The sequence below is a fragment of the Ignavibacteria bacterium genome, from assembly GCA_017302895.1.
Classification (GTDB): Bacteria; Bacteroidota; Ignavibacteria; order Ignavibacteriales; family Ignavibacteriaceae; genus UTCHB3.
Genome location: JAFLBV010000003.1, coordinates 122,052 through 142,490 on the forward strand (window position 1 = coordinate 122,052; position 20,439 = coordinate 142,490).

Annotated in this window: 16 protein-coding genes; 7 read left to right on the forward strand and 9 right to left on the reverse strand. The window is 42.7% G+C overall.

What is annotated here, in order from left to right; all coding sequences use genetic code 11:
* Positions 1 to 17 precede the first annotated feature (17 nt).
* The 5 genes from gyrB to J0L60_12805 all read right to left on the reverse strand — a co-directional run bounded on the left by gyrB (position 18) and on the right by J0L60_12805 (position 6,112).
* A complete protein-coding gene (gene gyrB, locus J0L60_12785) occupies positions 18 to 2,018 on the reverse strand; it encodes a DNA topoisomerase (ATP-hydrolyzing) subunit B (GenBank protein ID MBN8546999.1) in 2,001 nt (666 codons plus the stop codon).
* A 20-nt stretch (positions 2,019 to 2,038) separates the two neighbouring features.
* Positions 2,039 to 2,329 (reverse strand): DUF721 domain-containing protein, encoded by a 291-nt coding sequence (locus J0L60_12790; protein ID MBN8547000.1) that lies wholly within the window; start codon positions 2,327 to 2,329, stop codon positions 2,039 to 2,041.
* 51 nt (positions 2,330 to 2,380) lie between these two features.
* Positions 2,381 to 3,472 carry a DNA replication and repair protein RecF gene (gene recF / locus J0L60_12795; GenBank protein MBN8547001.1) on the reverse strand — a complete coding sequence of 364 codons (1,092 nt, stop codon included), beginning with the start codon at positions 3,470 to 3,472 and terminating at the stop codon, positions 2,381 to 2,383.
* Positions 3,469 to 4,578 (reverse strand): DNA polymerase III subunit beta, encoded by a 1,110-nt coding sequence (dnaN, locus tag J0L60_12800; protein MBN8547002.1) that lies wholly within the window; start codon positions 4,576 to 4,578, stop codon positions 3,469 to 3,471. The genes recF and dnaN overlap by 4 nt, the downstream gene beginning before the upstream one ends.
* A gap of 403 nt (positions 4,579 to 4,981) precedes the next feature.
* Positions 4,982 to 6,112 (reverse strand): Fic family protein, encoded by a 1,131-nt coding sequence (locus J0L60_12805; GenBank protein MBN8547003.1) that lies wholly within the window; start codon positions 6,110 to 6,112, stop codon positions 4,982 to 4,984.
* Positions 6,113 to 6,365: 253 nt separating this feature from the next.
* Between J0L60_12805 and bamD the strand changes: the two genes are divergently transcribed.
* Genes bamD through gmd form a run of 6 tightly spaced genes read left to right on the forward strand, consistent with a single transcriptional unit; the run spans position 6,366 to position 11,756 of the window.
* On the forward strand, positions 6,366 to 7,130 hold the full coding sequence (bamD, locus tag J0L60_12810; protein ID MBN8547004.1) for an outer membrane protein assembly factor BamD: 765 nt from the start codon (positions 6,366 to 6,368) through the stop codon (positions 7,128 to 7,130).
* Between the two features lies 1 nt (position 7,131).
* A complete protein-coding gene (locus tag J0L60_12815; GenBank protein ID MBN8547005.1) occupies positions 7,132 to 7,596 on the forward strand; it encodes an acyl-CoA thioesterase in 465 nt (154 codons plus the stop codon).
* A gap of 34 nt (positions 7,597 to 7,630) precedes the next feature.
* Positions 7,631 to 9,262, forward strand: a complete 1,632-nt coding sequence (locus J0L60_12820; GenBank protein ID MBN8547006.1) for a hypothetical protein — start codon at positions 7,631 to 7,633, stop codon at positions 9,260 to 9,262.
* A 34-nt stretch (positions 9,263 to 9,296) separates the two neighbouring features.
* The gene (locus J0L60_12825) at positions 9,297 to 9,935 is read left to right on the forward strand and encodes an ABC transporter ATP-binding protein (protein MBN8547007.1); all 639 of its coding nucleotides are present in this window, start codon (positions 9,297 to 9,299) and stop codon (positions 9,933 to 9,935) included.
* Positions 9,936 to 9,937: 2 nt separating this feature from the next.
* A complete protein-coding gene (locus J0L60_12830; protein ID MBN8547008.1) occupies positions 9,938 to 10,603 on the forward strand; it encodes a heme exporter protein CcmB in 666 nt (221 codons plus the stop codon).
* Positions 10,604 to 10,631: 28 nt separating this feature from the next.
* On the forward strand, positions 10,632 to 11,756 hold the full coding sequence (gene gmd / locus J0L60_12835) for a GDP-mannose 4,6-dehydratase (protein ID MBN8547009.1): 1,125 nt from the start codon (positions 10,632 to 10,634) through the stop codon (positions 11,754 to 11,756).
* 516 nt (positions 11,757 to 12,272) lie between these two features.
* Here the strand turns inward: gmd and J0L60_12840 are convergent.
* Genes J0L60_12840 through J0L60_12850 form a run of 3 tightly spaced genes read right to left on the reverse strand, consistent with a single transcriptional unit; the run spans position 12,273 to position 17,657 of the window.
* The gene (locus J0L60_12840; GenBank protein ID MBN8547010.1) at positions 12,273 to 14,213 is read right to left on the reverse strand and encodes a hypothetical protein; all 1,941 of its coding nucleotides are present in this window, start codon (positions 14,211 to 14,213) and stop codon (positions 12,273 to 12,275) included.
* Entirely contained in the window at positions 14,206 to 16,767 is a 2,562-nt protein-coding gene (locus tag J0L60_12845) for a hypothetical protein (protein MBN8547011.1), read from the reverse strand. The genes J0L60_12840 and J0L60_12845 overlap by 8 nt, the downstream gene beginning before the upstream one ends.
* Before the next feature lie 56 nt (positions 16,768 to 16,823).
* Positions 16,824 to 17,657 carry an SDR family oxidoreductase gene (locus J0L60_12850; GenBank protein MBN8547012.1) on the reverse strand — a complete coding sequence of 278 codons (834 nt, stop codon included), beginning with the start codon at positions 17,655 to 17,657 and terminating at the stop codon, positions 16,824 to 16,826.
* Positions 17,658 to 17,835: 178 nt separating this feature from the next.
* On the opposite strand from J0L60_12850, the gene J0L60_12855 reads away from it, so the two are divergent.
* On the forward strand, positions 17,836 to 18,834 hold the full coding sequence (locus tag J0L60_12855; GenBank protein ID MBN8547013.1) for a hypothetical protein: 999 nt from the start codon (positions 17,836 to 17,838) through the stop codon (positions 18,832 to 18,834).
* 4 nt (positions 18,835 to 18,838) lie between these two features.
* Here J0L60_12855 and J0L60_12860 read toward each other — a convergent pair whose 3' ends face one another.
* Entirely contained in the window at positions 18,839 to 20,413 is a 1,575-nt protein-coding gene (locus J0L60_12860; GenBank protein ID MBN8547014.1) for a hypothetical protein, read from the reverse strand.
* Between the last annotated feature and the right edge of the window lie 26 nt (positions 20,414 to 20,439).

Consider the following 20,439-nt stretch of genomic DNA (forward strand, 5'->3'; position numbering starts at 1 on the left):
TTGATTTAAACTCTTCTTTATATATCTAAATTTCTTACATATTTGGCATTTTTTTCGATGAACAGTCTTCGTGGTTCAACACTGTCGCCCATGAGAACTTCGAACAATCTGTTTGCATCTGCAGCAGATTCGAGGTTAACCTGAAGAATGGTTCTCGTTTCAGGGTTCATGGTGGTTTCCCACAACTGAATCGGGTTCATTTCGCCAAGACCTTTATAACGGGAGATAACCACGCCCTTGATGTTGCCTTCGTCATCATACTCTTCGGTACCATCGGTTTCGGCAGTGGTGGTCTTTCGTTGTGTGGCTCTTATTCTCTTCAGAATTTCATCTCTCTCTTTATCATCGAAAGCGTAAAATTCCTCTTTCCCTTTCTTGACTTTGTAGAGCGGGGGTTGAGCGATGTAAACCTTACCCGTGATGATCAGATCCTTCATGTATCTGTAAAGGAAGGTAAGGAGAAGTGTACGGATATGACTTCCGTCCACATCCGCATCGGTCATGAGTATAAGTTTGCCGTAGCGAAGTTTGGCGATATCGAATTCGGTATCGATTCCGCAACCCATGGCAGCAATAATTGCCTGAATTTCGTTGTTTTCGAGGATTTTGTGAAGTTTTGCCTTTTCCACATTAAGGATTTTACCTTTTAGGGGAAGTATGGCCTGAAATCTTCTGTCGCGTCCCTGTTTGGCAGATCCACCCGCCGAGTCACCCTCGACGATGTAGATTTCGCAGTGTTCGGGGTCAGTTATCGAGCAATCGGCGAGTTTGCCGGGAAGATCGAAACTGTCGAGAGCATTTTTTCTTCTGGCAAGATCGCGCGCTTTGCGGGCAGCTTCTCTTGCTTCGGCAGCTCTAAGACTTTTTTCAATAATCTTTTTGCCCACACCCGGATTTTCTTCCAGGAATTCGGCAAGTTTCTCATTCACGAGGGTTTCAACGGCAGATTTTGTCTCGCTGTTGCCGAGTTTTGTCTTGGTCTGTCCTTCAAACTGTGGTTCCATCACTTTTACAGAGATGATGGCAGTAAGTCCTTCACGGAAGTCATCTCCCGAAAGATTGATTTTGGAATTTTTTAGCAGGTTGTTTTTTGCTGCATAGGCATTCAATGTTCTTGTAAGAGCAGCTTTGAAACCAACAAGGTGAGTACCACCTTCGTGTGTGTTGATGTTGTTTACATAGGAGAAAATGTTTTCTGAAAATTCCTCATTGTAGTGGAACGCCACTTCAACCGGTGTGTTTTCTCTTTCACCTTCTATATAGACAGTTTTGTGAAGGGGTTTTCTTCCTTCATCCATGTAGGCAACGAATTCAACCAATCCGCCTTTGAAGTGGAATATATCCTCTTCCTCAAGACCTTCACGGGTATCTCTGATTGCGATGCTTACATTTTTGTTAAGGTATGCCAGCTCACGCATACGCGAAGCCACCGTATCATATTTGAAAGTGGTTGTTTTGAAAATCTCGTCATCAGCCATGAAAGTGACTTTGGTGCCTGTTTCATCATTCTTCAGTTTCCCTATCACTTTCAAGGGAGTGGTCATTTCACCCCTTTTGAATTCCATGAAGTAGATTTTTTTGTCTCTCTTTACTTCAACTCTCAACCATCTTGAAAGTGCGTTTACTACTGAAACACCCACACCGTGGAGACCACCGGAAACCTTGTATGAATTTTTGTCAAATTTTCCGCCTGCATGAAGTACAGTCATCACGACTTCGAGAGCCGATTTCTGCTCTTCTTCATGAATGTCAACAGGTATACCGCGACCGTTGTCTTCCACGGTCACACTGCTGTCCTGATTAATGGTTACGCTGATCTGGTCGCAATATCCGGCAAGAGCCTCATCAATACTGTTATCCACTACCTCGTTAATGAGGTGGTGAAGACCTCTTACACCGACATCACCGATATACATTGCGGGCCGTTTTCTCACAGCCTCGAGTCCTTTTAGGACATTGATACTCGATGCACTGTAATCACTTCCGTTTCCGTTAGGAATACCGTTTTTTTCGCTCATCTGATTGTTCTAATCCGTTTTTATCTTGAAAACTTTATTTGTTTAATCTTTTCACTTTTAAAGTAAGTGTTCATTTTATTAATAAGCAGTTCCTCGTTGAACTTCAGTTCGTTCTTCAACGAAGGATTGTCAACCTTGATTCTTAATATTCCGTTGTCATATTTGTCAGGGAGAACATGACCCGCAAGCTCGGGAAAGATGAGAAAGAAATGTTCGTAAACTTCCTCTTTCTCGAGAATCTCTCTCACTTTTTGAAAAGCGGGATCGTTTGCCATAACCTCACCCACCGAGGTGACAATTTTTTTTGCCATTCCTTAGCCTGAAACTTCACAAGGGTAAAAGCTATTCATCCGGTGCGCCTGTCAAGGATTAACGAAAATTGTTGAATCGTTCTCGTCCTTCTTTAAAAACCCGTAGTTTGAGAAGTCGGTCAATGTTATAAATGCCTGCCCCACTTCTTTCAGATACTCGCTGATTGCAATCGATCTTGCCTTGTCAAGCTCACCAAAAACATCATCCAACAGGAAAAAAGGTGTGTTCTTTAAAATCTTCTTCAGAAAAAAGAACTGTGCGAACTTCAATGCCACTTGAAATGTCTTGTGCTGCCCCTGTGAACCGAAAGTTCTTACGGAATTTCCGTTTATGCTGAAAATAAAATCATCCTTATGCGGACCGGTCAGGTTTGTCCCCCGTCTTATCTCATTCTCCCTGTTTGCAAGTATCGCCTTGTGAAACACACTCTGAATGCCGGCATCATCCACAGCAAAAGAATCGTATTCGATTGCCGGAATCTCTTGGTTGTTCATAATGTGAGAGTATGATTCGGAGAGGTAGTCCTTGAATTCGCTGATGAACTTTCGTCTCATCACGATGAGTTGGACGCCTGAATTCACCAGTTTTTCATCCCAGGCTTCCAGTTGATCAAAGAGGGTTTTCGACCTGAACTCTTTCAATTTATTTAAGAGAGATGACCTTTGCTTTAATGTTCTGTTGTAGTCGAGAAGTGTATCAAGATACACTTCACTCGACTGCGAAATAACCGAATCGACAAATTTTCTTCTGTCAGCGGGATACCCGTGGGTAAGGTCGAGATCTGCCGGAGTCAGGACCACGACCGGAAACTTGCCAATCACATCTGCGGCACGGTTTAATTGCTTCCCGTCCTTAAAATATACTCTTTTATTCTCCTCTCTTCCATACCTTATCCTCACTTTATGAGAAGTGAAGCTCTCGATGGAGGAGACAATTTCGTAAACATCCGAGTCAAAATTTACCATCTCAGTGTCAGGACTCGATCTGAAACTTTTTGTAGTACAAATGAGATAGACAGCTTCGAGTATGGTGGTTTTGCCTTTGCCGTTACCACCAACCAGAAAGTTTAGCCCCGGAGAAAAATCAAAATGCGAATCCTTATGCAACCGGAAATTCTTAAGTTCCAGCGACTTTAATATCATATTGTGTTCAGACGCGTCGGCATGAGGAGCATAAGCAGATCCTCATTTTCATCCTGTTTAAGCGGCTTGAATATTGCTGCTTTTGACGGGGACACCAACTCGACCACTAGATCATCACAGTTTAGATTGTTCAAAATTTCAAGCAGGGATTCGGTTTTGAAGCCGATGGTAAAATTTTCACCAATATAATTTGCCGGAATCGACTCGTCAGCCCTTGAACCGCTCTCCTGATCCTCAGTATTCATTTGTATGCTCTCTTTGTCGAGAGTAACTTTTACAAGCTGGAAGTTTTTGTTGCTGAGAAGTACCATTCTTCTTGTGGCGGAAATAAAAGGCGCCTTACTGATTGAAAGCTTATTCGGACTGTCGGCAGGAATTACGGCACTGTATTCCGGAAATTTATGCTCTATCAGTCTTGAAACGAGTCTGGTGGTTCCTGATTCAAAATACATGCCGCCTGTTGTATATTTCAGGGAAACAACCCCGTCTTCAAGAAGTTTTACAAGGATATTAACAGTTTTACCCGGTACAACAATAGCCACGGGATCGTCATGCTTCAAATTGAGAGCTGAAAATCTGACAAGTTTGTGGGCATCGGTGGCAACAAAATGTGTACCATCCTCTTTCATATCGATAAGCACACCTGTCATGGAAACCCTTGCTGAATCCTTGGATACGGCGAAGGAGGCAGCCTGAAGCGCTTTTTTGAGAAGCTTTGCATCTATTTCGAGGCTGTTTTCAGTTTCAATATCTTTAAATCCGGGGAAATTGTCGGGGGAGGAGTAATTGAAATTGTAATGGCCCAGATCGGTTTGCATCACAATTTTTTGTTCCTCAATCACCACTCTGATCAGCGTGTCGCCGAGTGATTTCACAAAATCGCTCAGGAGTTTCCCTTTCACGATGAATCTTGCCGAACCGTCGCATGTAACCAGATCTTTTACACTGATCGCAACTTCATGATCATTGGCAGTAAGGGTAAGTTCGCCATCCCCAAATTCAACAAGGATGTTCTCGAGAATTGGCATCGGGGTACGCAGTGGCACAGCCGGGAGGACTTTTGTTATCAGCTTGTCAAAAGCTATACTGTTAATGGTAAATTGCATTATGATTTCCTGTTTTTCCGAATGTCAAAAATACAAAATTTCCCGCAATTTGTGGCAGTTTATATGTCGTCAAATCGTGCATTTTTTTCAACTTGCAAGAGCGATAGCAACAAAAATTCAGTTGGTTTGAGGTTTTTCCCTCTTTTACCCAAACATGTCGCTTATAATGGATATAAAGGCGTCCGGAAAACCACCCTATCTGTTCCGTTGCACCACGGCGTACAGGGCGGTTTTTCGCCTCACCCGGTGACCACGCATTCACCTTCAACTGCTCCACAAGGTCACTCACGGCGAAAAAAGAGAATATTCGCAGTTTATATTTTACTTTAAAGCCAAAATGGAAAATATAAATATTTATATTTTACTTTTCGGGCAAAATGGAAAATATGGCTACATCCGATTGCTATTTATTAAGAATATCGAGGTACTCTTTGAACAGGAAAATCCTGTTTCTTTTAAAACCGGTAATTTCCGTCAATATTCCCATTTCTTCGAAACTTCTAAGAAGCTCATTAACTGTTTTTTGAGAGATTAATAACAACCGCTCTACTTCATTGGTGTTTATGATTGGCTTTCTAAAAAGTTGATCGAGCAGGAGTTGAGCTTTTTGAGCCTTTTTACCCAATCCAATTATTTTTTTCTGAGTTAAACTGTTTTTCAATTCTACAATTCTGCTCAATGAGTACACAGCCTCTTTAGCTGTTGTTTCTACAGCATTCAAGAAAAAGATGATCCATCCTTCCATATCTCCCTTCTCCCTCACGAAGGTCAATTTATCGTAGTATAAACTTTTGTTTTTCTCAAAGAAATCGGATGTATAAAGCAGAGGCTTATCAAGTAACCCGGCAGAAATCAGATACAGAGTGATCAAAAGCCTCCCGATTCTTCCGTTTCCGTCAAGGAAGGGATGAATGGTTTCAAATTGATAGTGAGCTATCGCTATTCTTATTATTTTAGGGACGGAGAGGTCTTCGTTGTGAAGGAACTTCTCCAGATCAGACATCAACTCATCAACAAGGTCAGCAGCCGGGGGCACAAAAACAGCATCTTTGATAGAGGCACCACCTATCCAGTTTTGCGATGCCCTGAACTCGCCGGGATTTTTTGTCTTTCCTCTTACATGTGAGAGGAGAACTGCGTGGGTAGCTTTTAAAAGACGGCTGGAGAGTGGAAGACGATTTAATTCATCAAGTGAAAAGTTCATCGCCTCCAGATATTTTTTTGTTTCTATCCAGTCATTTCTGTGCTCCGGGTTGACATCAAGCTCGTCGTAAAATGCCTCTTCGATGTTGGTCCTAGTCCCCTCGATTCGACTCGAAGTAACAGCCTCCTTGGTCACATATGATTGGATAAAAAGATCAATATCAGGAATAAATTTCGCATAGGAGTTTAATTCTCCCAGTCTTAAGGAAACCTGTTCTAGCAGCTCGAGGATTCTGTTGTTGCTAAAGTTCCAGGAACGGTTTATCTGTGATGGAACAAAGTATTTGTATTGGTAGCCTTGTTTGTAGCTTCCGGGATTAAAATTGTCCATATTGCAAATTTTTGTGTTTGATGGTCATTTATATTTTACTTTAAAGCCAAAATGGAAAATATAAAATACTATATTTTACTTTAAAGCCAAAATGGAAAATATAAATATTTATATTTTACTTTTCGGGCAAAATGGAAAATATGGAATTGGGGATATACCTTTTGCGAGAGGGAGAATTGATAGCTAAATTAATCCCTTTCCCACCTTGGCTTTATTTGTTAAATTTGTAAATTGCTCAAAAAAATAATTAGAGATGAAAAAAGTATTATTTCCGGCACTTTTGGCTGTGATCTTCCTGGCAGGCTGCTCACTTGATGTCGACCGTTCTGCCATGTCACCTGAAGAGAGATTCAAGTATGCACTGTCTTTGTACGAAGATGAGTCATATCTTGAGGCAATAACCGAATTTGAAGGTATACTGATACAATATCCCGGCAGTACAGTTGCAGCAGATGCCCAATATTTTCTAGCGATGTCCCGCTTTAAAAGAAGTGAATATCTGATGGGTGCCTACGAGTTCAGTAAGCTGATCAACACTATGCGCGCAAGCAAGTATATTAAAGACGCACAATTTATGCTCGCCGACTGCTATTATGAATTGTCGCCGAATTATGCTCTCGACCAAAAGTACTCGGAGAAGGCAATCGAGGAATTTCAGGCTTTTATCAATTTCTTCCCAACCGACCCAAAGGTAGAGGAAGCTGAAAGAAAAATTGCCGAAATGAACGACAAACTCGCTCAAAAAGTCTTTTCAAATGCAGTAACTTATGAAAAAATGGGTATGTATGGAGCAGCGATAGAATACTACGGCTACCTTACCGAGAAGTATCACGATTCAAAATATTGCGGTGAAGCCTCCTACAACAAAATTACACTTCTTGTCGACAGAAAAAGATATAAGGAAGCTCTCAAGGAAACAGAACTCTTCCTCGCCAGATACAAAGGTGATCCGAACACCCGGAATGTTGAATCGATCAGAGCAGATCTCTTGAAAATGCCACAACTCTCGGCTCAATAGAATGGATAAGCCGGTAAAAATCTCTCAGGTCGTTATGACCGAGCTGGTGCTTCCAAACCACACCAACCCCCACTCACATCTTTTGGGCGGGCAGTTGATGCTTTGGATCGATATTTGTGCCGCTCTCTGCGCCGCAAAACACGCCCAGGCCGTCTGCGTAACTGCCTCTGTTGATAAAATTGATTTTCACCACCCCATTAAACTCGGGGAAGTGGTTACACTTCAGGCATCGGTAAACAGAGTATTTAATACCTCGCTTGAAGTGGGGGTAAAAATCCACTCCGAATCATTTTATTCGGGGAACAGAGCGCATACAAACAGTGCGTATCTTACATTTGTAAGTATCGACAAAGATGGCAACCCCGTACCCGCACCAAAAGTAATCCCCGAAACTGAAGAGGAGATTCGCCGGTTTGAGCAGGCAGGAACCAGACGGGAACAGCGCCTCCGTAACCGGATAAAATGACCGGGACCACACAGGCAGGATCATAACAACATTCATGCGGAATACTTTTTTAATAGTTTTTTTATCTCCTTTCCTGATTTTTTCTCAGGATAAACCCGATCTCGATTCCGTTTTTAATGTTTTCACAGCTCTTCGAACCACTCAACAGGTATCATTGCCCCAGACAGCGAAATACCACAAGTGCGGTCTCCCTTCACTATCTCCGTTAGTTTACTTCCAAGATGAATTAAAACCGGAACAAAAACTTTTATTTAAAGAGATTACTGCTCGACCTGTTTTGGATACAAGCATCGTGTCTCCCCAAAAACGGTTTCGGATCCACTACGATAAATCAGGGTTTCAAAAGCCTGCTTATTCAGTCGACAGTCTGGCCCTTGCTCTCGATTCTTCATATCAGTTCGAAATTACATATTTAAAGTATCCCGCACCCCCTTCTGACGATACAGCCGGTGGTGACAGCCTTTATGATGTTTACATCGTAGCTTTTCAATACTATTACGGCGAGACGATCCCTGAAACGAAGGTTTCACCCTTTCTCGAGCAATATTCGTCATACATAAAAATTGACAATGATTTTGCAGGTTTCTATACAAGCGGACTCCCTGCCGCAATGGTAACAGCGGCACACGAATTTCATCACGCAATTCAGATGGGGAATTACATTCTTCGCTATTCCGATACCTTCTTTCACGAACTCGTATCCACATCCATGGAAGAATTTGTATTTCCGGAAGTAAATGACTATCTCGCATATTTGCCTGATTATTTCGAAAACCCGGGACTCTCCATTTCAAAGTATTCGGGTTATTGTCTCGCACCGTTCTCCCTCATGTTAAAGGAAAGACTCGGTTATGATATAATTAAAAGGCAGTGGGAGTTGATGATTAGAGACAGGGCTGTAAAAGCGATCGTGAATTCTCTTACCGAGGCCGGTTCATCCGCAACTGAAGAATTTAACACTTTTGGAATGTGGAATTATTTCACAAGTTACAGAGCAATCCCCGGGAAATATTACAAAGATGCTGCCCGGTTCCCGGTTTTGGTAAATTACATGAAATCTGACATTGCCGGGAACAGAGTCGATATCTCGTTGAAGGCGCACCCTGTTACCAACAATTCCCTTATGGTGGCAAATTCCCAAAACGGCTCCCGTGACACAGTTGTTACCATAGTTACCGATTATTCAACCGACAAGTGGTTCGACTCACCCGACTCATACCTTGATTATTCCTACAGTCTATACACATATCAGGCGGATGGGTCTGCTCTTCTTTTTGGCAGTTATTATGATAAATTCGGGAAAAACCCGGCATATCAGGCAAAAACGGCGACCATTATAAATAATGTTGTGATAAGCAGGGGGGATCAACCCCAAAATGCGGAAAATGATCCGTATCCTTCACCCTTCACATACGGGAAAAACAGAGAAGATGTGATATATTTCCCTTTTAAATTTTTGCAAAATACCACAACGATTCTCAATGTATATAATGTGGCGGGAGACCTGATCTATTCAGGAGAAGAACCCTCATGGGGTGTATTAAGGAATCTGGTGAAGTGGCAGGTTCGCAACAATTTTGGGCAAAAACTCTCCTCGGGTGTCTATATTTACATACTCAAAGCAAACGATCAGAATAAATCAGGCAAATTTGTAATTCTCAACTGATGAATTGAAGCAATAAAGGAAAATTTTAATTTAGATGACTAAATTAGTCTTGAATAAACTTACAAAAACATTCGAAAGAAGAGTAATCTTTAAGGATGTGAACCTCGAGTGGTCTGCTCCCGGACTTTTTGGCGTGGCAGGTCCCAACGGCTCCGGAAAATCGACCCTTGTGAAGGTGGTCACCGGACTTATTTCTGCTACATCGGGGGAAGTCTATCTCGAATCAGACGGAAAAAAGTTTACACCGGCTAATTCGACCGGTCATTTTGGTTTCGCCTCCCCCTACCTCGTACTCTACGATGAGTTTACCGCAAAGGAAAATCTCGAATTTACAATGAATATCAGGGGTAAGCAGCTTGATGAAGCGAAAATGGACTCACTTCTCGATCATTTTTCCCTACTCAAGAGGAAAAACGACCTTGTCAGAGCCTATTCATCGGGTATGAAGCAGAGGCTTAAAATAATCTTTGCATTTATCCACAATCCGGAACTCATTATTCTGGATGAACCGACCGCCAATCTCGATGCTGAAGGCAAGGGAAAGGTTTATGAACTCGCAAAAAGCATTGCACAGGAGAAAATTGTAATTTTTGCAACAAATGAAGAAGAAGAACTTGCCATGTGCAAAGAGGTCATCAAGATTATGGATCATAAGCCGGCAGGGAGGGACTGACGATGTTTAAACAAGCCCTTTGGCTTTTCAATAAAGACCTTACATCCGAGCTTCGTACAAGATATGCAATTAATGCTCTCGGAATGTTCATTGTTGTCACGATCAGCGTTATCCTTTTTGCGATAGGGCAGGAGAAAATAAGTTCGGCTCTCGCCGGCGGTCTCCTTTGGGTGGTAATTTTCTTTACCGCCATGTCGGGGCTTTCAAGGGCATTCGTTTCGGAGGAGGAAAGAGGAACAGCACTTCTGTTGCAACTGATTGCCAGTCCGACAGTTGTTCTAACGGGAAAACTTTTTTATAATCTTATCCTCGTATTCGCCATGAATATGGTGATTCTGGTGCTCTATTCTGCTTTGTTTGATGCATTTGTGCTGAAGAATGTTTTTATCTTTTTCTTCTCCTTTGTATTGGGGAATACCGGATTGGCATTTGCATCAACCATCATTGCATCCATAATTGCAAAAGCAAACTCGAAAGGGACACTTTACCCCGTACTTTCGTTTCCGATTCTGCTGCCACTTCTACTGATGCTGGTGGAAATTACGAAACGGTGTTCGGATGGAGTAACATTTGAAGAAATTTCACCCGAGTTTTTCGCCCTGGTCAGCTACAATGTTGTAATCGCAGCAGCAAGTTATATGCTGTTCGACTTTATCTGGAAAGAATGATTTTTAAAATTTAATGAGGAAATACAAATTGAGAACAGCTCTTATTACCGGCATTACGGGACAGGACGGAAGTTATCTTGCCGAACTGCTCCTCGAAAAAGGATATACTGTACATGGAATCATCCGCCGCAGCAGTTCTTTTAATACAGGAAGAATAGATCATATTTACAACAACGATGAAGTAAGAAACAAAAGATTTTTCCTCCATCACGGTGATGTGGTCGATACCAGCAATCTTAACAGACTTCTCGAAAAAATCGCTCCCGATGAAATTTACAACCTCGCTGCCCAAAGTCATGTGAAGGTTTCATTTGATGTCCCCGACTATACAGCACAGGTGGATGCGCTCGGAACATTGAGATTTCTTGATGCAATGAGAGAAACAGGCTTAAACGCCAAAACGAAGTTTTATCAGGCTTCAACGAGTGAACTCTACGGTAAGGTTCAGGCTATTCCGCAGGATGAAAAGACACCTTTCTATCCAAGATCGCCCTATGCGGTTGCTAAGATCTATGCCTATTGGATAATTGTAAATTATCGCGAGGCTTATGACCTCTTCGCATCCAACGGTATACTTTTCAACCATGAATCACCAAGAAGAGGCGAGACATTCGTTACGAGGAAAATAACCATGGCAGCATCAGCCATTGTGACGGGAAAAGAGAAAACTCTCGTACTCGGTAACCTATCCTCCAAAAGAGACTGGGGCTTTGCACCGGAATATTGTGAAGGGATGTGGCGTATACTTCAGGCAGAGAAGGCAGACGATTTTGTGCTCGCTACAGGCGTTACCAATACTGTAAGAGATTTCTGCAAGATGGCATTCGCCGGTCTCGGAATAGAGATTGAATTTAAAGGTGAAGGTGTCGATGAAAAAGGTGTCATAAAATCAATTGATGAAGATTATCTAAAATCCCTCATCGAAAAATATACTACCAAATATACGGGTCCTGTCGATCTTTCGCAGTTAAAACCCGGCAGAGTGGTTATTGAAGTGAGCCCAAAATATTTCAGACCTACTGAAGTTGATCTGCTGATTGGTAATCCTGCCAAAGCAAAAAATGAACTTGGTTGGGAAGCAAAGACACAACTGGATGAACTGGTGAAGATAATGGTGAACGCTGATTTTAATTCAGCTCTTAATGCGAGATAACAATTCGAAATAGCCACGGGGGTGCTTACCTGTTGCACCCCCCCAAGCTATCTTTTGCAAAGACCCTCTGACGAATTAATTTCATTCACTAACATTTTTGACTATAAAATCCGGGATGTCGCCCCCGACATCCCACGAAGATGGTTCCTTTTATCTTACCCTGAAACTACTACCTGCAATTTATGATGGCTTTTTTGCACACCCCAAAAGACTTCTGATTGTTTACCCTTGTCTCGATTACCTGTAATTTGATTATGGTGGTTTTACTCACCCCAAAAGACTTCTGATTGTTTACCCTTGTTTCGATTACCTGTAATTTGCTGATGGTGGTTTTACTCACCCCAAAAGACTTCTGTTTTGAATACCCTGAACGGAATTAATCATAATTACTGGGTGAAATATATGCGGGAGGGGTTACTGAAACGATTAATGAAACGGCACTTTCCGAAAAAAGTTGAAATAATATCAAACTTTTTTCATAATAGTACTGATTATTTGGGGATTTTTGTTCGGTTTTTAGTTTTTCAGGATTGTCTGAATGGAATGCGGGTATTTTTTACCGTAAACAGTTTCATACTCTTTTTGGAAGGTCTGCCATGCCTCTTCAACCAAAGAATGCCTTCCAAGATGGAAAAGAGATCTTAATTTATACTTGAATGCCTCTTCGTTTGCAGGATCAAAAAGGTCAACGAACCCCGCAGTCTTGTTGCACGCATGGAAATCTTTTGACTCATAAAGGTATGCACATCTAAGAAGTAGAATTTCCAATATCCGGTTGGAGAGTGCAAATCTTTCCCTCTCCGCCCAATCCGATTTTATCCCTTCAAGGATGGTTCCTCCCTTGATGATGCCGGTAAACTTCTCCATGACAGCATCAATTGAAATTTTACCTTTTACTTCGAGCAGGCTGAACAGAGAGGCAAGTTCCGCCATTTCATTTGTAACAGGTGGAGCCGTTGTCAGACAGACCCTGTCATCATCTATCTCCAGTTTTACACTGTCGAGCTTGTTCAGAGTTTTTCGGAGTTTTGAGAAGGCAACATTTCTGTTGTTTTTAAGTTTCTCTTTCGGGATGTCCGACCATATTATCTTCTCGAGTTTTCTTAGTGGTACCGTCGGAGTCTTGCCAAATGTGGTGTAGTAGAGGATCGCTGAAAATATTTCCTGAAGTTTGGGGGTAAGTTCAGACTGAATTTCAGACCCGTCCCTGTCTATCAGCCTCAAACCGCCAAAGAGGGTGATAACATTTTTTACTTCGGGTTTTATATCATCCGGGAAAAATTCACTTACGGGGTTCCTGGTTGTATCGGGTTCATTCTTTTTTTGTCTTCGCCGGCGAATGATTATAAAGAGGGGAATCAGCAGGGCGACAATGCCGGCTCCTGTGTATGTTATCCATCCGGGATATTGTTTTCTTCCCGGCTCTGGAATCAGATTAAGCCTCTCCCGGTATTCTTTTTCGGTCATTGCGGGTAGATAGAGGGAGAAAGTCAACAGTTTCTTTTTCGACTTTTCCACTGAGTGAAGTACTGCATAAAGTCTTTTGTAAACCGTATCCAGCTTTACCGACACAAGGTCGAGACTGTCCATTTCGACAGGGAGCAGGTTCCCGGTTATGATTCCGTTGGGCTTTTCTTCGAGTGCAGCTTTCCTGTTATTGGTATTTAATCTGTAGAACGAAGTGACATCCTTTAGCCTCGAACTGTCGGGGAGAGGTGCCTGCTGCCAGTTGAAGTAATAACTCAACTGCCAGCCGGGGTTATCGATTTTAAGATCGAGATCACCCTCGCTGTCATAAGCGGTGATTCCCGTTACTTCGGAAAATTTCCATCTGTGCTTCAGCTCACCGTTGATAATCAACTTCAAATCTCGAAGAATGAGGTCCATGCAATCATTGTCACGATAATTTGCGCCAAAGTTGATTTCTGACGCTTTCCCCGGTTTCAGATACCTGCTCTCGGCTTTCTTCTGAATGCCGTCCAATATTGCAGTCACACTTCCCTTATTTTCATCAACGGAGAGTTTAAATGTAAACTTCCTCTTTTCGGTGAATTCAGAAAGAGGGACAGGAAAAGACAACAGAACAAACCTTCCGTTTACTCTTACCTGAAGATTAACATTCGAAGAATCAGGATGATAGAGATACCGGAGTGCAAGCTGGTATGAACTGTTCCTTATTTCAAAAATGTTTGCAAAAACTCTGTTGTACCAGACGGAAAATCCGAACTCAAGTCCGTATTTCTCACCAGAACCCGAAACATCTTCCTTCAAAATTGAAAATTTTGTTTTTTGAGAATCCAAGAGACGTATCTCTTTTCCGTCAAGGCTCTGCAGTTTGTTGTGATTGCCGTAAAAAAAGAGACCGGGTTCCCGTGTCAAAGATGTATCGGTCGCACTGACCATGAATGAACAGGCAACAAGGAAGAAAATGACGGTGCTGATTGAGCGGTTAATCATTTTTTGACTCGATAAATTCGCTAAAATTCTTGCCGAATTCTTCCTTATAGTGGCGTTTGAACCCTCTCCGGAACGAGTTAAACTCTTTTTTCGCTTCTGTTTCTCTGCCAAGAAGTATCATGGATTTGAGTTTGAACTTCAGGATCTCTTCCCCGAGGGGATCCTGACTCAGGACAATGTCAGATATCTGGACACAGGTCTCAAATTCCTGTTTATTGTAGAAGGTATTCAGAATCCCGACTGATTTCCTGATGATTGCAGATACCATTTCGGTTCTCACTCCGGTTGCCCAGTCAGAATGTATTTCGGCAAGATACTCACCTCTCGATACAATTTTAAGAAAGCGGTTCAAATCCTGATCCGACCAGAGTTTCAAATCCCTGAGGAGCAGATCGTTCATCAACTTCTGTTCGTTTATCATACCGGGAGGAAGGATAATTTTTACAGAATCAGATTCGGTAACAACTGTCATATTGCAATTCGTCGTTATTAGAGAACGCAATTTGGAGAAAGCCACATTTCTGTTGTTTTTTATGTTCTCCGGAGGGATGTCCACCCACAAAATCTGCTCAAGTCTGCTGAAAAGTACCCCGTGCTCAGGATTGGGTGTGGAATAATAGAGGATTATTGCGAACAATTCTGCCAGTTTTGGTGTGAAACCTTCGTCAACCCGCTCACCTTTATCATTTACAATGGTCAGCCCTCCAAACAGTGAAACATACTTTTCTGTCGGGTCATACCCCGTGTCAGGAATGCTTTCAGACTCCGCTTTTCTTTTCTTCCTTCTTTTCATCAGGAAAAAGAAAAACACAGCGGGAACCCCAACGAAAGCAAGGATGATTGCGGAGTATTTGAGAATCCTGTTCCGTCTCTCAATCTTGAAGGGAGTTGATGCTTCCTTCAATTCCATGAGTTCTTTATCAGTGAGTATTGGAGTCCTGATTTTATGAAATACAGGGATGGAATCGTTCTGGTCTACAGAGTAATTCCAGAGATACAGGAGCTGAGTTTCATAATCGACATAAAGTCCAAAGGAGACAGGCCCTTTTTGCTGTCCCGGCAGAGTGTCGCCCATGGCAATCATATTACTGTCAGAAAGAGACAGGTAGTAAATTCTGTTCAACCCTTTTTCATAGACTCTACAGATTGAGTAAAACGCACTTTGATTTCTGTCAGCCCAAACAGAAAGATCGGTGGTAATCAGATTTTCCGGATTGTTCCATTTCCAGATTTTTTTCCAGGTCAAAGTCGACAGATCAAGTTCAAAGAGATCCCAAATCGGATGCTGTGCATCTTCCTGCCTGCCGGATTCTACTCCGATTCCGCCGAATATATAGTAACGGTTTCGGTTAAGATTTTTCAGGATACTGAAGTAAGTCCCGGGGAGTGGTTTTTCCCCTTTCGTCAGGCATGTGTCCCATTGTTGAGTGTATTTGTTATACTTTAACAGAACATTTTTAAATTTATACCAGCCGTAGCCTCCATATAAATAAACGGAAGTGTCCGTTTGATCCACAAAGGAATGTCCCCCGTAGTGATGGCCGTCGGGTGTGATCTTGTCCATCTGCATTAAGAACCTGCCCGTTCTGAAATTCAGTACCCCGGGTTTGTCAGGATAACCTGAGTGAGCAGAGATGAGGCTGTCGTTTTCCTTGAGCGGGCTTACCATAAAGAACTTAAAGTCATTCAGAGGATAGCCTATCTTTGTGCGGGTCTTGTTTCTTAGATTATAAATCCGGATGCCATTCTTATCAATATGGATGTGCTCAGGCGAGGGTGCCGCTCTTGGATAGAGGTTGCTTTCCCGGTATTCAGCAGAAACTGCAGGTTCCCAATAGAAATGTTTGTTTATAAGCCATTCACAGTTTTCTGTTTCAGCGTCCAACCCCCCCTCTTCGTCGTATGCTATGTTTCCTGTCAATTCGGTGAACTGCCAGTGATGCAACAGATTGCCTGCAGAACTCAACTTCAAATCCTTCAAAATCATTGGCAGGCAATTCCCTGAACCGGCTTCTCTTCCAAATCTGAGGTCGATCCCCTCGCTTCTTTTAATCGATTTGAAAGATCCCTGTTTGGTAATTCCGTCCATCCTGATTAAAATACTTCCTTTTTCCTCGTTTATCTCCAGCAGAAAGGGGAACCAGTGCCCGTCATAAACCATGTCAACCGGCATCTGAAACGAAATCCCCGTCTTTTTACCGTCGAGCAACAATTCAAAAACGGCCTCACTGTTTGTTTCTGCTGTTCTGTAGTAGAATGAAATATGATACTTGCCTCCCTTGAGAGAAAAAACCTCGCCACTGGTTGTGTTTTCCCAAAGGCAGAAGACAAACCCGATGGAGTATTTCTCTCCCGGGAATATTTTTTTCGATTTGGTGATGTGAAACAGCGACCTTTTTTCCTTTGGTAAAGGTATCCGTTTCAGAGGAGAAGAGGAAGTGAAGTGGTAATTTCCTGAAAACTGCAGACCACTGTAACGGGTGGCATCCAATGTCTGCGGATGCACCTGAAACAGCAAAACGATGGCTAAAAATGCTGTTAGTATGACCGGCATTCTGATTATAAGTCCAAGCGGTGAAAGGAAATATTTAAGGTGACCCTAAATATAGATTATTTCTTCGAGTTTTTAAAACCTCTAAGAATTATACTCCTAACTATTCCGTTGAACAAAACATCTGGCAGCAGCCTTCTCAGGTAAAGAATCCCCATTGAACCGACGGGATATCGCAGTTTCCATCCTGTATCGGAGGCAGCTTTTACAATTTTTTTTGCGGCTTTTTTTGCAGAAATACCCTTATTTCCGGCTGAATTCATGTTTTTGAAGGCTGTGCTGAAATAATCTTCATAACCATCCCCGGGTTTCGGCTCGAGAATATTCATGGAACGGTCGTAGAAATCTGTTTTTACGGGACCCGGCTCAACGATCTTTATTTTGATGTTGAAGGGGACAAGTTCATGCTGAAGTGACTCGGAAAAACCCTCCACTGCCCACTTTGTTCCATGGTAAAAACTGTAAAAGGGGAATGTAACCCTTCCGCCGACAGATGCAACATTTACAATCGTTCCGCTTTTTTGTTTTTTCATATGTGGCAGCACTTCACCCGTGAGTCTTACAATTCCCATAAAGTTGGTGTCAAACTGCTTTTTAACCAGGTCCTCTTCATAGTGTTCGAACACACCTGTTAGAGCGTAACCGGCATTGTTGACCAGCACATCAATTCCTCCAAAGTTGGTAACGGTGTATTCGACTGCCTTTTTCACTGATTCGGAGTCAGTTACATCAAGATCAATAATGTTCACGCGTCTTTCATCGTGAAGAAGCGTCTTTCTCCCGGCAGCATTTCGCATTCCTGCAACAACGCTCCAGCCCGCTTCAGCAAAAAGTTTGCAGGCTTCAAGTCCGATTCCCGAAGAACTTCCCGAAACAAGAACAGTCTTGCCCATATAGCTCCTTTTTAATTTGTTCTAAAAATGTTAAATTGGGGTTTGGGAATATCGCATTGGAAAATTTACCAAAATTGCACCCAAATATGATCAGAATCACACTAATTTACATCATTGAGAACAAAAGTGGTGGTCAGTTGGTTAAACAATCAGATTTAATAACCTTAAGAAAGACACAATGAAAAAGATCGTTTACTTTTTACCTCTTCTTCTCTTTTTTGCAATATCCTTCGCTTCCGATGCACCCGGTGTTCCCGTTGCCCTTGTTACAGGTACTGAAGGGTCGCCCGTAGTGGTAAACCCCGCAACACAAACTGAAACAGCTCTCCTGCAGGGTGCAACGCTTGAAGAAGGTGACATTGTTTCTCTCAACTCCGATTCAAAAGTAACCATCTACTTCATGGACGGCGAAATTGTAAATCTGATGCCAAAACAAAAACTTTTCGTGGGGAAAGAATCCGGGACATCCAGACTTGACGATGGAAACGGACAGACCTCCGCTCTTCAATCCGGAATTAACGCTATTTCAAGAAAAAATGTAAATCTGACCGCAAAAAACGACATCGACAAGGAACTCTCATCCCCTGCAAGTTTCAGGGCTGAAGGTGTGATTCCAATAGCCCCGGCGGGACTTATCATCTCCGAGAATCCGGAATTCACCTGGTTCGACTCGGCATATACCGAAGCAACCCCTGTCGAAAAGCAGTATGTTCTCCTCGTGATGGACTCAAAAAACAAAGAGGTTTTCCGCGGGACAGTTAAAGGAATGACCAACACGCTTGTTAAATTTACAATTCCCGGAGTGAATTTCACTCAAACCGATTCAAAACAAAGATTTAAATGGGATGTGTATCCTCTTGGAAAAGAACCGAAACTCGGCGCGAGTTATGATTTGGCGGGCGTAATAATTGTAGCCGACAAGAAATTTACGGCTGATGTGAATGCCGCACTTGCAGATATCAATAAAAATGATAAACTTGATGAGCAGAGCAAGCTCTTCCTGAAGGGACTTGTCCTCAAAGATTTCAAATGCTATTCTGATGCAATTGTCACCCTTGACAAACTCGGAAGCGACAGCAAGGTATCAAAAAACATCCTTGGTCAGAAAGCCTGGTTGTATGCCAGACTCGGAGCAAACGGATCATTCATGGTTAAAAAATACGCTGCAATTCTTTGATTGACTACTTAAGAAGAGTCATCGCTTTGGTTTGACTGAAGAGAACCTTACCCCCTGTCTCCTTTGCGACGGCTCTGTAGAAATAAACTCCCGAATTTAAGGCGTTGGAAGAGAATTTAATCTTCCTGACGCCTTTTTCATTTACACCCGAGTAGATTGTTGTGACATGCTCACCGGGGACAGTAAAAAGTTCGAGTGTCAACTCACACGCAACGGGCAGCACCACTTCGAAAACAGTGTCGGAATTGAAGGGGTTGGGGTAGTTCTGACTAACCACAAAACCGTTCGGCAGCAGAATCTCCACACTGTTCACACCTGAATATTCATAGGTCCCGTCGTTATCAACCATTTTTAATCTGTATTCATATCTCGAGGGTTGAGGCTTTACATCAGTAAAAGAGTAATACTTGACCGAGTTGCTCTGCCCGGCTGCTTCAACTGAACCGATCTGCACCCACTCGTGGTCAGGTTTTCTTCGCTCAACAAAGAATGCGTAAGAGTTTACCTCGGTTGCTGTTCCCCAAAAAAGTTTTACATCACCCTTTTCCTCCCTGATCTGGAAATAATTCAGTTCGACGGGGAGAGGGTCTTCACCAAAAGTGGCGATTATTGCATTAGCCATCTTGTTCCAGCCTGTGATGTCATCCCTGAGTTTTGTCTTTTCCTGCTCAAGATGAAGGAACCGGCCTGATGAAACCGATGCGGAAGTACTGCAGGGACTGCTGCTGCTGTTCAGATACCTCCCCTGTACATTAGTTAGCCCTGCAAGTTTTGTCCAGGAGGTGTTCACATGCATCAGTTCATAAGTCAAGGATGTGTCCTGCGCTTCAAGATTGTTCATCAGTTCAGTCAACCAGTCAGTAGAAGGAGTATCTCTTGTGCCATTACTCATAATCACATAAGGGTCACCGGTCCCTTTTGTGAAACCGTGCAGTTGAATTGCTATCATGCCCGAAATCTGTTCATCAAAAACCTCGGTTGACCGCTGGAGAGCGGAAACCAGATTGTGAGGCTGATCCGATTTGCGGAATGCTTCATCAACCCCCGAACAAACCGTTGTTGTTCCGGCACACTCCGATGCTGTTAAAGAATTGCACCTGTGCGTCCCCGAAATGTAGAAACCCCTTGCCCCTGCCTGCTTAAAGACATGAATTCCCTGCTTCCCTGTGTTAAAATCATATTTGGGATGTGGTGACTGGATAAACAACTTCTGCCTTAGGGGATTCGGATTTAAGACCACCGTACCCCAATAGTTTGAACCTGTGTCCTTCTTCTCGAGGAAATAATATTGCTTGTCGGGGTTGGGTTCCGTGTCCATGAAAGAAACGACTTCATAACCTATCGAATCGGCAATTCCATGTGCTGTCGAGTAATTCCCTGCAAACATTGCATTCAGAGCCCGCTCCCAGATATTCATCTGTTCGGATGTCGGTTCAACATAAAGTCCGCGAGGTGCTGTATCGGGAATTGCCGAGATTAGCGTGTTAAAATAGGTTATCAAATTGTCACTTCGGTTCACTTGTGCAGAGACATTAAGGCACAGCAATACTGCGACAACAAGGGTTGTGTATATTCTCATGGGGTTACAATTATTTGGTTAAATGC